The organism is Pantoea sp. X-Soil-ISGK-259, from assembly GCF_059730705.1.
In genome coordinates, this window is record NZ_AP035986.1 from 3,155,641 (window position 1) to 3,171,237 (window position 15,597).

The 15,597-nt window shown below is 56.4% G+C and carries 10 protein-coding genes; 2 read left to right on the top strand and 8 right to left on the bottom strand.

The features are described from left to right. Window positions 1-7: 7 nt before the first annotated feature. From mltB to AC6I77_RS14980, 6 genes are all read right to left on the bottom strand, one after another. Window positions 8-1,090 carry a lytic murein transglycosylase B gene (gene mltB / locus AC6I77_RS14955; protein ID WP_003849072.1) on the bottom strand — a complete coding sequence of 361 codons (1,083 nt, stop codon included), beginning with the start codon at window positions 1,088-1,090 and terminating at the stop codon, window positions 8-10. Window positions 1,091-1,240: 150 nt separating this feature from the next. Next, entirely contained in the window at window positions 1,241-1,918 is a 678-nt protein-coding gene (narI, locus tag AC6I77_RS14960) for a respiratory nitrate reductase subunit gamma (protein ID WP_008927097.1), read from the bottom strand. Next, window positions 1,915-2,643 (bottom strand): nitrate reductase molybdenum cofactor assembly chaperone, encoded by a 729-nt coding sequence (gene narJ / locus AC6I77_RS14965; RefSeq protein WP_039660779.1) that lies wholly within the window; start codon window positions 2,641-2,643, stop codon window positions 1,915-1,917. The genes narI and narJ overlap by 4 nt, the downstream gene beginning before the upstream one ends. Further along, the gene (narH, locus tag AC6I77_RS14970; protein WP_497817080.1) at window positions 2,640-4,184 is read right to left on the bottom strand and encodes a nitrate reductase subunit beta; all 1,545 of its coding nucleotides are present in this window, start codon (window positions 4,182-4,184) and stop codon (window positions 2,640-2,642) included. The genes narJ and narH overlap by 4 nt, the downstream gene beginning before the upstream one ends. After that, on the bottom strand, window positions 4,181-7,942 hold the full coding sequence (locus tag AC6I77_RS14975; RefSeq protein WP_497817081.1) for a nitrate reductase subunit alpha: 3,762 nt from the start codon (window positions 7,940-7,942) through the stop codon (window positions 4,181-4,183). The genes narH and AC6I77_RS14975 overlap by 4 nt, the downstream gene beginning before the upstream one ends. A gap of 101 nt (window positions 7,943-8,043) precedes the next feature. Then, entirely contained in the window at window positions 8,044-9,435 is a 1,392-nt protein-coding gene (locus tag AC6I77_RS14980) for a NarK family nitrate/nitrite MFS transporter (RefSeq protein ID WP_033761595.1), read from the bottom strand. Between the two features lie 295 nt (window positions 9,436-9,730). Between AC6I77_RS14980 and narL the strand changes: the two genes are divergently transcribed. Continuing rightward, the gene (narL, locus tag AC6I77_RS14985) at window positions 9,731-10,399 is read left to right on the top strand and encodes a two-component system response regulator NarL (RefSeq protein WP_050540861.1); all 669 of its coding nucleotides are present in this window, start codon (window positions 9,731-9,733) and stop codon (window positions 10,397-10,399) included. 304 nt (window positions 10,400-10,703) lie between these two features. Then, on the top strand, window positions 10,704-13,265 hold the full coding sequence (gene mutS, locus AC6I77_RS14990; RefSeq protein ID WP_033761582.1) for a DNA mismatch repair protein MutS: 2,562 nt from the start codon (window positions 10,704-10,706) through the stop codon (window positions 13,263-13,265). Window positions 13,266-13,393: 128 nt separating this feature from the next. Here mutS and rpoS read toward each other — a convergent pair whose 3' ends face one another. Next, window positions 13,394-14,386 (bottom strand): RNA polymerase sigma factor RpoS, encoded by a 993-nt coding sequence (gene rpoS / locus AC6I77_RS14995; protein WP_003849090.1) that lies wholly within the window; start codon window positions 14,384-14,386, stop codon window positions 13,394-13,396. A gap of 57 nt (window positions 14,387-14,443) precedes the next feature. Next, complete coding sequence (gene nlpD / locus AC6I77_RS15000) at window positions 14,444-15,544, bottom strand: murein hydrolase activator NlpD (protein WP_033743626.1); 1,101 nt, start codon at window positions 15,542-15,544, stop codon at window positions 14,444-14,446. Window positions 15,545-15,597: the final 53 nt, after the last annotated feature.

The following is a 15,597-nucleotide window of genomic DNA, read 5'->3' on the forward strand; positions in this document are numbered from 1 at the left end:
ATAGCCTTTATAACAGGCCACCCTGCCGTGCCTTGCTCACCGCCTCACCCAGCTGCCACACCGCCATCGCATAATGGGTGCTGTGGTTGTAGCGGGTAATGACATAGAAATTCGGTAAGCCGTACCAGTACTGGTAGCTGGTGCCTAAGTCGAGGCGCAGCAGACTGACCTGATCGTTTCCGTCCAGCGAGCCCTGTGGTGACAGGCCTGACGCCGCCAGCATGCTCACGCTGTAACGGGTTTTGAAGCCATCTTCCAGCATCGGTGCCTGACCGCTGGCCGGAACCGCCACATTTTCGCCGCTGCGCCAGCCGTGCTTCTGGAAGTAGTGCGCCACGCTGCCGATAGCATCCTCCGGATCCCACAGGTTTGCGTGACCGTCGCCGTTGAAGTCAACCGCATAATCATTGTAAGACGACGGCATAAACTGGCCATAGCCCATCGCCCCGGCGAAAGACCCTTTCAGCGCCAGCGGGTCATCCTGCTCTTTACGCGACATCAGAAGGAAGGTTTCCAGCTCGCTGCTGAAGTACTCGGCGCGGCGCGGATAGTTAAACGATAAGGTTGCAAGCGCATCCAGGATTCGCGTTTTCCCCATCACGCGACCCCAGCGGGTTTCCACGCCAATGATGCCGACAATAATTTCTGGCGGCACACCATAGACCTGCTGCGCACGTTGCAGCGCATCCTGATACTGGTTCCAGAACGCCACACCGTTTTGTACGTTATCGGGCGTAATAAACTTGTTGCGATAGCGGATCCAGGCACCGTTAGGCCCCGGCGCAGGTGTGTAGCTCGGCGCCTGACGATCCATCAGCCGCAGCACATAATCCAGTCGCTTAGCCTGACCGATGATGTTGTGCAGCTGCTCACGATCAAAGTCATGCTTCTCCACCATCTTATCGATAAATTGCTCTGCTGCCGGATTACCTGCGAAGTCGCCGAACATCGCCTGTCCGCTGTGAGACGGCTGCAGTAAAAAACCGCCCTGTGGTGCAGCCAGCATCTTCTGCTGGGACGGAACTTCAGGTTTGCTGCTGCAGGAGGCCAGAAGCGGGATGAACGCAAGGAGGGCTAACTTGAGACGCATCGGTTATCCATAAACGAGGGGTAAATTCAGATGCGGTAATAGTAGTCGTTCAGCGCAGTGACATACAGTCCGGAATGTTAAAAAAACGTCAACGCCGCAGTGGATCAGACAGGGCGGCGGGGCGGTATCTCCCCCGCAGCCATCGGGCGTTTAGCGGCGGTTTCTCACCAGCTGATAACGACGGGTCAGATACTCAACCGGCGCGCTCCAGATATGCACCAGTCGGCAGAACGGGAACAGCAGGAACAGCGTCATACCCAGCACCATGTGCACGCGGTAGATAAACGCCACGCCTTCCAGATGCTGCGACGCGCCACCGTGGAAGGTCACCACTGCCTGAGCCCAGCCCACCAGCTTCATCATCTCACTGCCGTCCATATGCTGAGCGGAGAACGGAATGGTCAGCAGGCCCAGCGTGGCCTGAGCCACCAGCAGTGTCAGGATCAGAATGTCGCCGACGCTACTGGTGGCCCGCACCCGAGGATTGGTCAGACGGCGCTTCAGCAATAGCGCGCCACCCGCCAGCGTCAATGCACCAAACAGGCCTCCGGCTATCATCGCCAGCTTCTGCTTCACGTCGATTGGCAGGAACGATTCATACATCCAGTGCGGCGTCAGCATCCCGACGATATGGCCGAAGAAGATACCGATGATGCCGATATGGAACAGGTTAGAGGCAAGACGCATTCCTTTTTTGTCCAGCATCTGACTGGAGCCGGCCCGCCAGCTGTACTGCCCATAGTCATAGCGCAGCCAGCTCCCCACCAGGAAGACCGTTCCGGCAAGATAGGGGTAAATATCGAAGAAAAAAGTGTTAATAAAATTCATGCTGATTCTCCCGTGCTGCGCGCCGTCGCCGCGGCAATATCCAGATACTGCGGCGCAACCGCATCGGCGAAGCGACGCTGATGCATCGCCTGCTGCGCCGAGGCGCAACCCTGTTCGCCGAGAAATTTAATCTGCTCCTCTTCCCAGACCGCATCCAGTGCTGTCGGGGTATCGTCCCGCGCTTCCTGCGCCACCTGGGGCTTGAGGGCCGCAGGATCGACCGCGCTACCGGATAGCGTCAGTAACACCCTGAAAAGGTCAGCATAAGGACTCTGACGCGCTTCCAGCCGCGCAGCCAGCAAAGCCAGGATCGGCACGATGTCATCCAGCCCCTGACGCGCGGCTTCATCGCTTTTACAGGCGAGATATTCCAGGTAAAGCGGCAGATAATCGGGCAACTCTTTGCTGTCCAGCTCCAGACCGTCGGCCCGGTACTGTTCAAGCAGATCGACCATCGCCTGACCGCGATCGCGGGATTCCCCGTGTACATGTTCAAACAGCAGCAGCGAGGTGGCGCGGCCACGATCAAACAGCTCGCAGTAATCAGCCTGCACATCCAGTATTGGCCGGGCGCAGAGCTCATGGATAAAGCGCACCAGCCGTGCGCTCTGCTGCAGGTTAAGTTCACTGGCCTCTTCCAGTGCCGCAATCAGGTCGGGATAGTGCGTAAACAACGCCTCGTCCGGGTAGTCCAGCAGGCGTGACAGAACACGCAGCGTCATCATGAGGCCTCCTCGGGACGGCTGGTTTTTTTGCTGACATCGATGGCATCAATACGCCGGCTGTTGAACAGATTGAATTTGGTGTCACTGCCGTGGCAGCCATCGCCAAAGCTAAAACCGCAGCCTTTGCTTTCCGGGAAGGCTTCACGCGCCAGTTCGCGGTGGCTGGAGGGCACCACAAAGCGATCTTCATAGTTTGCGATCGCCAGATAGCGGTACATCTCCTGCGCCTGCGCTTCGGTCAGAGCGACCTGCTCCAGCGCCCGGATATCATGCTCACCGTCCACACTTTCTGCGCGCTTGTAATGGCGCATCGCCAGCATGCGTTTCAGCGCCAGCAACACCGGTGCGGTGTCACCTGCGGTCAGCAGGTTCGCCAGGTACTCAACCGGAATGCGCAGGCTTTCCACATCCGGCAGCACGCCGGTGTGCGCCAGCGCCCCACCATCCACCACCGACTGAATCGGTGACAACGGCGGCACATACCAGACCATCGGCAACGTGCGGTATTCAGGGTGAAGCGGCAGCGCCAGCTTCCACTCCATCGCCATTTTATAAACCGGGGATCGCTGTGCTGCGTCGATCACGCTCTGCGCGACGCCATCTTTCAGCGCCTGCGCAATCACCACGGGATCATTAGGATCAAGGAAAATATCCAGCTGGCTCTGATAGAGATCTTTCTCGTTTTCTGCGGCGGCAGCCTCTTCAATGCGGTCAGCGTCATAGAGCAGCACGCCGAGGTAGCGAATACGGCCAACACAGGTTTCTGAGCAGACGGTGGGCTGACCCGCTTCGATACGTGGATAACAGAAAATACATTTTTCTGACTTGCCGCTTTTCCAGTTGAAGTAGATCTTCTTGTACGGACAGCCGGTCAGGCACATGCGCCAGCCGCGACATTTATCCTGGTCGATCAGCACGATGCCATCTTCGCCGCGCTTGTAGATCGCGCCGCTAGGACAGGTCGCCACACATGCCGGATTAAGGCAGTGCTCACACAGGCGTGGCAGATACATCATGAAGGTGTGTTCAAACTGGCCGTAAATCTCCTTCTGGATGTTATCGAAGTTTTTATCCTGCGCGCGTTTGGCAAACTCGCCGCCGAGGATCTCTTCCCAGTTCGGGCCGTTTTCGATCTTTTTCATCCGCTTACCGGTGATCAGCGAACGCGGACGTGCGATCGGCTGATGTTTACCGGCCGGCGCAGTGTGCAGATGCTGATAATCGAAATCGAACGGCTCGTAATAATCATCCAGCGCCGGCACATCCGGGTTGGCGAAGATCTTCGACAGCAGGCCGACGCGACTGCCCATGCGCGGTTCCAGCTTGCCGTTGATCTTACGGATCCAGCCGCCCTTCCACTTCTGCTGATCTTCCCAGGCGTGCGGATAGCCGACGCCAGGTTTGCTTTCGACGTTGTTGAACCAGGCGTATTCCATGCCCTCGCGGCTGGTCCAGACATTTTTACAGGTCACCGAGCAGGTGTGGCAGCCGATACATTTGTCGAGGTTCAGCACCATGCCGACCTGTGAACGAATTTTCATGGTTTTACCTCCTGCTGGCTGCCCTGGCAGGCATCGTTGCCTTCCCCATCTAACCAGTTAACGTTGTTCATTTTTCTCACCACCACGAATTCATCACGGTTGGAGCCGACAGTGCCGTAGTAGTTAAAGCCCCAGGAGAGCTGCGCATAGCCGCCGATCATATGGGTCGGTTTCGGGCAGGTTCGCGTCACCGAGTTATGAATACCGCCGCGCTGGCTGGTGATCTCCGAGCCGGGGATATTCACGATGCGCTCCTGGGCATGGTACATCATGGTCATACCGGCCGGGATGCGCTGGCTCACGACCGCACGCGCAGTCAGCGCGCCGTTGGCGTTGAACGCCTCGATCCAGTCGTTATCCACAATGCCCAGCTCGCGGGCGTCATCTTCACTCATCCAGACGATGGGTCCGCCACGTGACAGCGTCAGCATCAGCAGGTTGTCGCTGTAGGTTGAGTGAATGCCCCACTTCTGGTGTGGCGTAAGGAAGTTCAGCGCCTTCTCCGGATTACCGTTGGGCTTGCTGTTCAGCAACGGCTTCGCCGCGCGGGTATCAATGGGCGGACGATAGACCATCAGGCTTTCCCCGAAGGCGCGCATCCACTCATGATCCTGATAAAGCTGCTGACGGCCGCTCAGGGTGCGCCACGGGATCAGCTCATGAACGTTGGTGTAGCAGGCGTTGTAAGAAACGTGTTCATCTTCAAGACCTGACCAGGTCGGGCTGGAGATAATTTTGCGCGGCTGCGCCTGGATATCGCGGAAGCGGATTTTCTCGTCTTCTTTGTTGAGTGCCAGATGCGTGTGGTCACGACCCGTAATAGCGCCCAGAGCCTGCCAGGCTTTCACCGCCACCTGACCATTGGTTTCCGGTGCCAGCGCCAGGATCACTTCTGCTGCATCGATCGCCGTATCAATATTCGGCCGTCCTGCCGCCGGGCCATCCGCTTTGACGTAGTTCAGCTGTTTGAGGAAATCGACTTCTTTGCTGGTGTTCCAGCTGATGCCTTTGCCACCGTTACCCAGGCTATCCAGCAACGGTCCCAGCGAGGTAAAACGCGCCCAGGTCGCCGGATAGTCGCGTTCCACCACCATAATGTGTGGCGCGGTTTTGCCTGGAATCAGGTCGCACTCCCCTTTTTTCCAGTCTTTAGTCTCAAATGGCTGCGCCAGTTCGGCTGGCGAATCATGCAACACCGGCAGCGTAACCACGTCAGTTTCAACGCCTAAATGGCCAGGACAGAGATCGGAGAAAGCTTTGGCAATGCCTTTGTAGATCTCCCAGTCGCTTTTTGAATCCCAGGCAGGATCGACAGCGGCCGAAAGCGGATGAATAAACGGATGCATATCCGAGGTATTCATATCGTCTTTTTCATACCAGGTGGCGGTAGGCAACACCACGTCGGAATAGAGACAGGTGCTCGACATGCGGAAGTCGAGTGTGACCACCAGATCCAGTTTGCCTTCGGCGCCCTGGTCCAGCCATTCAACTTCTTCGGGCTTCACGCAGCCCTGCTGGCCCAAATCTTTGCCCTGAATACCGTTTTCGGTACCCAGCAGGTATTTCAGCATGTACTCATGCCCTTTACCGGAAGAGCCAAGCAGATTGGACCGCCAGACAAACAGGTTGCGCGGGAAGTTCTGCGGGTCGTCCGGCTGTTCAGCGGCGAACCGCATGGTGCCCTGCTTCAGGCTCTCCACGGTATAATCCAGCGGTGACTGACCGGCGGCTTTCGCCTGTGCCGCGATGTGCAGCGGGTTGACGTTAAGCTGAGGCGCAGACGGCAGCCAGCCCATACGTTCGGACCGCACGTTAAGGTCGATCAGGCTGCCGCTGTAGCGGCTTTTGTCCGCCAGCGGTGACAGCAGTTCGCTGGTGGCCAGGGTTTCATAACGCCACTGACTGGAGTGGCTATAGAAGAAGGAGGTGCTGTTCATCTGACGTGGCGGACGCTGCCAGTCGAGTCCAAAGGCCAGCGGGGCCCAGCCGGTCTGCGGACGGAGTTTTTCCTGGCCGACATAGTGCGCCCAGCCACCTCCGCTCTGACCCACGCAGCCGCAGAAAATCAGCATGTTCATCAGGCTACGGTAGTTCATGTCCATGTGATACCAGTGGTTCATACCGGCACCGACGATGATCATTGAACGGCCACGGGTTTTCTCGGCGTTTTCGGCAAACTCGCGGGCAATGCGGATGATGTTCTGACGGGAAACGCCCGTAATCTGTTCCGCCCAGGCCGGGCTATAGGCCTTGATCTCATCATAGTTTTGCGCGCAGTTGGCATCGTCCAGACCGCGATCCAGACCATAGTTTGCCAGGGTCAGGTCGTAAACGCTGGTGACCAGCGCTTCGCTGCCATCGGCCAGCTGCAGGCGTTTCACCGGCAGTTTGTGCAGCAGGATCTCATCCAGCGCGACGCTGTTGAAATGCTCACTGGTGATGCCGCCAAAGTAAGGGAAACCGACCTCAACCACCTCATCGTGGCTGCCGAGCAGGCTAAGCTGCAGTTCCACATCTTTTTGTGACAGACCGTCGCGCTGCTCCAGGTTCCATTTGCCTTTTTCGCCCCAGCGGAAGCCGATAGATCCCTGCGGCGCGGTAAGCTCGCCGGTCGCCTCGTTGATTGCGACGGTTTTCCATTCCGGGTTATTTTCCTGACCCAGACCATCCACCAGATCGCTGGCGCGCAGCTGACGGCCTGCCGCGAAGTAGCCGCCCTCGCGCGGTTCCAGCATGACCAGCATCGGCATATCGGTATAACGTCGCACGTAGTCGCGGAAATAGCCAACCTCGCGATCAAGATGAAACTCTTTCAGCATCACATGGCCCATTGCCAGCGCCATCGCGCTGTCGGTGCCCTGCTTCGGACTCAGCCACTGATCGCACAGCTTCGCGACTTCAGCGTAGTCCGGGGTGATCGCCACGGTTTTCGTTCCCTTATAACGGACTTCGGTAAAGAAGTGGGCGTCCGGGGTGCGGGTCTGCGGCACGTTAGAGCCCCAGGCGATGATGTAAGAGGAGTTGTACCAGTCAGCCGATTCCGGCACGTCGGTCTGCTCGCCCCAGGTCATCGGTGACGCTGGCGGCAGGTCACAATACCAGTCGTAAAAGCTCAGGCAGGTGCCACCAATCAGCGACAGGTAACGTGCGCCTGCCGCATAAGAGACCATCGACATTGCCGGAATCGGCGAGAATCCGACAATGCGGTCAGGGCCGTAAGTTTTCGCGGTGCAGATGTTCGCAGCGGCGATCATCTCATTGACTTCCTGCCAGCTGGAACGAACAAAGCCCCCGCGGCCACGCGCCTGCTTATAACTTTTTGCTTTTTCCGGATTGCTGATGATGGATGCCCAGGCCTCCACCGGATCGCTGTGCTGCGCTTTCGCGTCGCGCCACAACTGAATCAGCTTCTTGCGCATCAGCGGATATTTCAGGCGATTAGCGCTGTAGAGATACCAGGAGTAGCTTGCACCGCGTGGACAACCGCGCGGCTCATGGTTGGGCAGATCGGGACGGGTACGTGGATAGTCGGCCTGCTGGGTCTCCCAGGTGACCAGACCGTTTTTCACGTAGATTTTCCAGCTGCATGAGCCGGTACAGTTAACACCGTGGGTGGAGCGCACGATTTTATCGTGCTGCCAGCGGCTGCGATAGCCATCTTCCCAGTCGCGGTTGCTGTTTAAGGTCTGGCCATGCTGGCCGGAAAACGGCTCGGCCAGCTGTTTAAAATAACGAAATCGATCAAGAAACTTGCTCATCCGGAATACTCCTGAAGGCGTTGTATGACATTGCTGACTCTGCATCTGTCGTGACACAGAAAGGAAAATTTTGCCGGTGTGCCACACCGGCTTTATCGTTATCAGGCGCGGGCTTTTCGTCCGTAAACCAGCCAGGTCACTGCGATACAGCAGAGGTAAAAGACCAGGAAGATTTTCATCGCGCCAGCGGGTGAACCGGTCATCGCGAGCGACAGGCCAAAGGTCTGCGGAATAAAGAAGCCGCCCAGCGCGCCAATGGCGGAGATAAAGCCGAGCGCAGCCGAGGTTTCCGTTCCAGCTTCACGCTGCGCATGCGCATCGTCGCCGCCTTCAGCTTTGATACGTTCCAGCGTCAGCTTGCGGAAGAGCACCGCAATCATCTGGTAGGTAGAGCCGCTGCCCAGACCGGAGGTCAGGAACAGGCCCATAAATACGGCGAAGAAGGCGATAAATGAGCCGTCATGTCCGTCACCCGGCAGGGTGAGGAACAGCAGCGCGGTAAACAGCGCCATCAGGATGTAGTTGACCAGCGTGACGCGGGTGCCGCCGAGACGGTCAGAGATGATGCCACCTGCTGAACGGGCCAGCGCGCCAATCAGCGGGCCGAAAAAGGCGTAATGCATGATCACAACATCAGGGAATTGAGTCTTCGCCAGCATGGCAAAACCGGCCGAGAACCCAATAAATGAACCGAAGGTCGCCAGATAGAGCAATGCCATAACCCACAGGTGTGGGCGTTTCAGCACCGGCAACTGTTCACGCAGCGAGGATTTCGCCGCTGCCAGGTCGTTCATGCCGAACCAGGCCGCCAGCGTGCCGAGTGCCAGAAACGGCACCCATATCCAGGCCGCATTTTCCAGCCAGATGCTGTCGCCGGTGACGGTGGTATGGCCTGTATCCGCAAAACCAAAAATGGCGCAGGAGATGGCCAGCGGTGCAACAAACTGCATCACGCTGACGCCAAGATTACCCAGACCGCCGTTGATGCCCAGCGCGCCGCCCTGACGGGCTTTGGGGAAGAAGAAGCTGATGTTGCCCATGCTTGAAGCGAAGTTAGCACCGCCAAAACCGCACAGCAGAGCAATCACCATAAAAGTGGTGAATGAAGTCTGGCTGTCCTGTACAGCAAAACCAAGCCACAGACAGGGAATGATCAGGATGCCAGTGCTGAAGGCTGTCCAGCGGCGTCCGCCAAAGATGGGAATAACAAAAGAGTAAGGAACACGCAGCAAGGCGCCAGAAACCGACGGCAGTGCGGTCAGTAAAAAGAGCTGTTCGGTGCTGAAGTTAAAGCCCACTTTATTGAGGTTAACCGCGACGGTGCTGAACAACATCCAGACACAGAAACCCTGCAACAGGCAGAAAACAGAAATCCACAGGTTACGGCTGGCGATACGCTTACCGCGCGCCTGCCAGAACGCCTCGTTTTCCGGCTGCCAGTCCTGAATTAATGCGCCGCGCATCGGAGTTTGCAAAGGAGCGGATTGGGTCATAAATTTCTCATCAGCAGAATAATAATTGTGCATATCCTGCGTATCCGGCCTGGCGGCTTGCTTGATACAAATCAACGGCAAGGCAGGTTACAAAGGCGCGGCAATCCCTGACCATCCCGGTTAAGTAGTTAGCTGGCTGCTTATAACCCTTATAAATCATGCGGTTTAATGGCAGCCGCAAGCGCCGTCAGCAAAGGGATGTCTGAATGGAAATAAAGGAGTAGTCCATAAGGGGTATATAGCGACCGGACTTCCCCGTTAAGATAGGCATTGTCGCCCGCCGGGGCTGACGCAGATGACAGGAACAGGAGCCATAGTGACGGACGGGAAATTTACGCTTTTACTGATCGATGACCATCCCATGCTGCGTAGTGGACTTAAGCAGCTGATTGCGCTGGATGAGCGACTGCAGGTCGTTGCCGAAGCAGGTAATGGCATTGATGGCCTGACGCTGGCACAGCTGCACGATCCCGATCTGATCCTGCTTGATCTCAATATGCCAGGCCTGAACGGACTGGATACGCTAACCCAGCTGCGTGAAATCGCCCTCTCTGGCCGGGTGGTGGTATTCAGCGTTTCAGATAATGAAGAGGATGTGATCAGCGCGCTGAAACGCGGTGCTGATGGTTATCTGCTGAAAGATATGGAACCGGAAGACCTGCTGAAAGCGCTGCATCAGGCGGCTGCCGGACAGATCGTGCTGAGCGAAGCGTTGACACCGATTCTGGTTGCCCGATTACGCGAAGCGCAGCCTGGTCAGACGCGCGACATTAATCAGCTGACCCGCCGTGAACGCGAGATCCTGCAACTGATCAGCGACGGCATGACCAACAAAGCCATCGCCCGCAAACTGGACATCAGTGAAAGTACGGTCAAGGTCCACGTCAAATATCTGCTGAAGAAAATGAACCTTAAGTCGCGACTTGAAGCCGCCGTCTGGGCGCTGCAAAACGGGCTGCACTGATCTGCAACACGCCCTGATGCGGCGTGTTGCCGCCCTGCCCGCCGAAAGCTGTCGCAGAAACCGCGAGCTGTCTCGCAGCCCCACATCAGAATCAGGAAACCAGGTACTTTTCTGTCGCCAGCGGCCGCCACATTTGTCAGGATGCCAGCCAGGTTATACCCGGTCAGGAGCGGGGTGATTATCAGGCTGGCATATGCACTGCCCTATTCGTTATCATCTGATCATCCAGCGCGCCTGGAATCCTTTCGGTTTCATGGGCGTTGATCGCCAGAAATTTACCGCATTAAAGATGAGCTAAAACCTTATGCAAGAGCCAACCGAAAAGGACTTTCCTTCTCACACACCCATGATGCAGCAGTACCTGCGCCTCAAGGCAGAGCATCCTGACATTCTGCTGTTTTACCGTATGGGTGACTTCTACGAGCTGTTTTATGACGACGCAAAGCGCGCCTCTCAGCTGCTGGAGATTTCACTCACCAAACGCGGTGCGTCAGCGGGTGAACCGATCCCGATGGCTGGCGTGCCCTATCATGCGGTTGAAGGTTATCTGGCAAAACTGGTGCAGTTGGGCGAGTCCGTGGCCATCTGTGAGCAGATAGGCGATCCGGCACTAAGCAAAGGCCCGGTTGAGCGCAAAGTGGTGCGAATCGTCACGCCAGGCACCATCAGTGATGAGGCGCTGCTGCAGGAGCGGCACGACAACCTGCTGGCTGCAATCGTGCAAAGTCCGCGCGGTTTTGGCTACGCCACGCTGGATATCAGTTCAGGCCGTTTCCGCTTAAGTGAACCAGCTGATGCAGAAACCATGGCGGCAGAGCTGCAACGCACCAATCCCGCTGAACTGCTCTACCCCGAAGATTTTCAGGCGATGTCGCTGATTGATCAGCGACGTGGCCTGCGCCGCCGTCCGCTGTGGGAGTTTGAAATCGACACCGCGCGTCAGCAGCTGAACCTGCAATTTGGCACCCGCGATCTCAATGGCTTCGGCGTGGAGAATGCGCACCTCGGACTGAGTGCGGCGGGCTGCCTGCTGCAATATGTCAAAGATACCCAGCGCACTACGCTGCCCCATATCCGCTCGCTGAGCATGGAGCGGCAGCAGGACAGCATCATCATGGATGCCGCCACCCGCCGTAATCTGGAGATCACCCAGAACCTGGCCGGCGGCACCGACAACACCTTAGCGGCCGTGCTGGATAAAACCGTCACACCGATGGGCAGCCGGATGCTGAAGCGCTGGCTGCATATGCCGCTGCGCGATGCGCGCATCATCAACCAGCGTCAGGAGTCGATTGCTGAGCTGCAAAATCTCAGCGACGTATTGCAGCCAGTGCTGCGTCAGGTCGGCGATCTTGAGCGAATCCTGGCCCGCCTGGCGCTGCGTACAGCCCGTCCGCGCGATCTGGCCCGCATGCGTCATGCGTTTCAGCAACTGCCAGAACTGAACCAGCTGCTGGCCGATGTTGAAGCACCGCAGCTGCAGAAACTGCGCGTGCAGATGGGCGAGTTCACCGCGTTACGTGAGCTGCTGGAGCAGGCGGTGATTGAGTCACCGCCTGTGCTGATCCGTGACGGCGGAGTAATTGCGCCCGGTTATAACGCAGAGCTGGATGAGTGGCGCGCGCTGGCCGATGGCGCAACCGACTATCTCGACCGGCTTGAAATTCGCGAACGCGAAAAGCTGGGACTGGATACCCTTAAAGTCGGCTTTAACGGTGTGCATGGCTACTACATCCAGGTCAGCCGAGGACAGAGTCATCAGGTTCCGATGCACTATGTCCGTCGTCAGACGCTGAAAAACGCTGAACGCTACATCATTCCGGAACTGAAAGAGTACGAAGACAAGGTCCTCACCTCGAAGGGCAAAGCGCTGTCGCTGGAGAAAAGCCTGTATGAGGCACTGTTCGACCAGTTGCTGCCGCACCTTGAAGCACTGCAGCTGAGTGCTGCCGCGCTGGCAGAGCTGGATGTGTTGAGCAACCTGGCGGAACGGGCCTGGTCACTGAACTATTGCCGTCCGGTCTTGCAGGAAAAAGCCGGGATTAAAATCAGCGGGGGTCGCCATCCGGTGGTGGAACAGGTTCTGAAAGAGCCGTTTATTGCCAACCCGCTGTCGCTGGCACCCCAGCGCAGGATGTTAATCATTACCGGCCCAAACATGGGCGGTAAGAGTACCTATATGCGGCAGGCAGCACTGATTGCGCTGATGGCATGGATCGGCAGTTTTGTTCCCGCTGATGAGACGCTGATTGGTCCGCTGGATCGCATCTTTACCCGTGTTGGTGCCGCAGACGATCTCGCCTCCGGGCGCTCGACCTTTATGGTTGAAATGACCGAAACCGCCAACATCCTGCACAACGCCACCGAAAACAGCCTGGTGCTGATGGATGAGATTGGACGCGGAACCTCCACCTACGACGGTTTATCGCTGGCCTGGGCCTGCGCCGAAAACCTGGCGAATCGCATCAAGGCAATGACGCTGTTTGCTACCCATTACTTTGAGCTGACCACCCTGCCGGAAAAAATGGAAGGCGTGGTCAACGTCCATCTGGATGCGGTTGAGCACGGTGACACTATCGCCTTTATGCACAGCGTGCAGGAAGGAGCCGCGAGTAAGAGTTACGGTCTGGCGGTAGCAGCGCTGGCGGGCGTGCCTAAAGAGGTGATTAAGCGGGCGCGCAATAAGCTCAAAGAACTTGAGAACGTTTCAAACCATTCGGCTTCATCGACGGTCGATGGTTCTCAGTTGCCGCTGCTGGTTGAAGAGACCTCGCCTGCCGTGGAGGCGCTTGAGGCGCTGGATCCGGATACGCTGACACCGCGCCAGGCGCTCGACTGGATTTATCGTCTTAAATCGCTGGTCTGACAGTGTGGCGCACCGCGTTATTGCGCGGTGCGCCGTTAATCAACAGCAAAAATTTTCTGCAGACATAAAAAAAGCGATGGTTTTCACCATCGCTTTTTGCATTCTTACTCAGACCATCTTAAATACGATTATTCACGAAACAGTGCTTCAATGCTGAGGCCCTGCGCCTGCAGGATTTCGCGCAGACGGCGCAAACCTTCAACCTGAATCTGGCGTACACGCTCGCGGGTTAAGCCGATTTCACGACCTACATCCTCAAGTGTTGCCGCTTCATAGCCCAACAGGCCGAAACGACGCGCCAGCACTTCACGCTGCTTGGCGTTCAGTTCGAACAGCCATTTGACGATGCTTTGTTTCATATCATCGTCCTGCGTGGTGTCTTCCGGGCCGTTGTCTTTTTCATCGGCCAGAATGTCCAGCAGCGCTTTTTCAGAATCACCGCCTAATGGCGTATCAACCGAGGTAATGCGTTCGTTAAGACGTAACATGCGGCTTACGTCATCAACCGGCTTATCCAGCTGTTCGGCGATCTCTTCCGCACTTGGCTCATGGTCGAGCTTGTGGGAAAGTTCACGCGCTGTACGCAGATAAACATTCAGTTCTTTTACAATGTGAATCGGCAGACGGATGGTACGGGTTTGATTCATGATCGCCCGTTCAATTGTCTGACGAATCCACCAGGTGGCGTACGTTGAGAAACGGAACCCGCGCTCCGGGTCAAATTTCTCTACGGCGCGAATCAGGCCGAGGTTACCTTCTTCAATCAGGTCCAGCAGAGCTAAACCACGATTGCTGTAACGACGGGCGATTTTCACCACCAAACGTAAGTTACTTTCGATCATACGGCGACGGGAAGGGATATCACCCCGCAATGCACGGCGAGCGAAGAAAACTTCTTCCTCTGCCGTTAACAACGGAGAATAGCCAATCTCCCCGAGATAGAGCTGCGTCGCATCTAATACACGCTGCGTCGCACCCTGTGAAAGCAACTCTTCTTCCGCTACGTCGCTATCACTGGCTTCGTTTTCAACGAGTGCCTTCTCGTCAAAAATTTCAGCTCCGTTCTCATCGAATTCCGCGTTCTCATGTAACTCGTTTACTTTCAGCGTATTCTGGCTCATAAGCGGCTCCTACCCGTGATTCCAGGGCAGAACATACATCTGTTTTGTTCTGCCGGATTATCGCTGCGGCAAATAACGCAACGGGTTTACGGATTTCCCCTTGTAACGAATTTCAAAGTGTAATCTGACTGAACTGGTTCCGGTGCTACCCATGGTAGCGATTTTTTGCCCCGCCTTAACTTCCTGTTGTTCCCGAACCAGCATTGTATCGTTGTGGGCGTAGGCGCTCAGGTAATCATCATTGTGTTTGATGATGATTAAATTACCGTAACCCCGGAGTGCGTTACCTGCGTAAACCACTCGTCCTGAAGCAGTGGCGACAACAGATTGTCCGCGCGTCCCGGCGATATCGATACCTTTATTGCCACCTTCGGCGGCAGAGAAGTTATCGATAATCTTCCCGTCAGTCGGCCAGCGCCAGCTTCCGACCGGCGTTGAACTGTTAGTTGTACTGCTAACCGTTGGGGGTGCGGTAACTACTGGAGCTGTTGTCGTTGCAACATTTGCTCCTTTCGAAGGCAACAATTTGCTGCCACCCGAATTACCCGAATCATCAGAATACGTAATAACAGGTTGCTGTGCAACAACAGGCGATTTAATTTGTGGTGCCACAGGGACCCCGCCCTGTGTTGCATCAGCAACGGTAATGGGATTGCCACCGGTAATCGGCTGACCCGACCCATTTCCAATCTGTAAAGTCTGGCCGACATTCAGGCTATAAGGCGCGGGAACGTTGTTGCGCTGGGCTAAGTCACGGAAATCATTGCCGGTAATCCAGGCAATATAAAATAACGTGTCGCCACGCTTAACGGTATATGTTTCACCGGAATAGCTACCCTTAGGAATATTCTGGTAACTGCGGTTGTACACTATCCGGCCATTCTGCGTCTCAACATTACTGCTGGTACTAATCATTCCACCATTGCTGGGGGTAGATGATGAATTTCTGCTTAACATTTGTCCCTGAGACGGCGCGGCTGGAATGCCACCAGAAACCTGGCCTCCTCCCGCCTGACTGTTCATCATGCCGCCCTCATCGCCAACGCGACTGATAGGTGCCTGAGAATTGTCGCTGGAGCTGCAGCCTGCCAGCCAAAAACCTACCAGTGAAAGCGCCGCCAGACGGCGTAACTGAAAAAGTGTGCTTCCCGTGCTCATTAATCCCCCGTGATGGCAACTCTGATCTATCTGCTTCACTGTACCTGTCAGCA

What these genes read in the sequence shown, in the direction of transcription:
- mltB (WP_003849072.1), bottom strand. Translation starts at nt 1,090, where the DNA reads ATGCGTCTCAAGTTAGCCCTCCTTGCGTTCATCCCGCTTCTGGCCTCC.
- narI (WP_008927097.1), bottom strand. Translation starts at nt 1,918, where the DNA reads ATGAATTTTATTAACACTTTTTTCTTCGATATTTACCCCTATCTTGCC.
- narJ (WP_039660779.1), bottom strand. Translation starts at nt 2,643, where the DNA reads ATGATGACGCTGCGTGTTCTGTCACGCCTGCTGGACTACCCGGACGAG.
- narH (WP_497817080.1), bottom strand. Translation starts at nt 4,184, where the DNA reads ATGAAAATTCGTTCACAGGTCGGCATGGTGCTGAACCTCGACAAATGT.
- AC6I77_RS14975 (WP_497817081.1), bottom strand. Translation starts at nt 7,942, where the DNA reads ATGAGCAAGTTTCTTGATCGATTTCGTTATTTTAAACAGCTGGCCGAG.
- AC6I77_RS14980 (WP_033761595.1), bottom strand. Translation starts at nt 9,435, where the DNA reads ATGACCCAATCCGCTCCTTTGCAAACTCCGATGCGCGGCGCATTAATT.
- narL (WP_050540861.1), top strand. Translation starts at nt 9,731, where the DNA reads ATGACAGGAACAGGAGCCATAGTGACGGACGGGAAATTTACGCTTTTA.
- mutS (WP_033761582.1), top strand. Translation starts at nt 10,704, where the DNA reads ATGCAAGAGCCAACCGAAAAGGACTTTCCTTCTCACACACCCATGATG.
- rpoS (WP_003849090.1), bottom strand. Translation starts at nt 14,386, where the DNA reads ATGAGCCAGAATACGCTGAAAGTAAACGAGTTACATGAGAACGCGGAA.
- nlpD (WP_033743626.1), bottom strand. Translation starts at nt 15,544, where the DNA reads ATGAGCACGGGAAGCACACTTTTTCAGTTACGCCGTCTGGCGGCGCTT.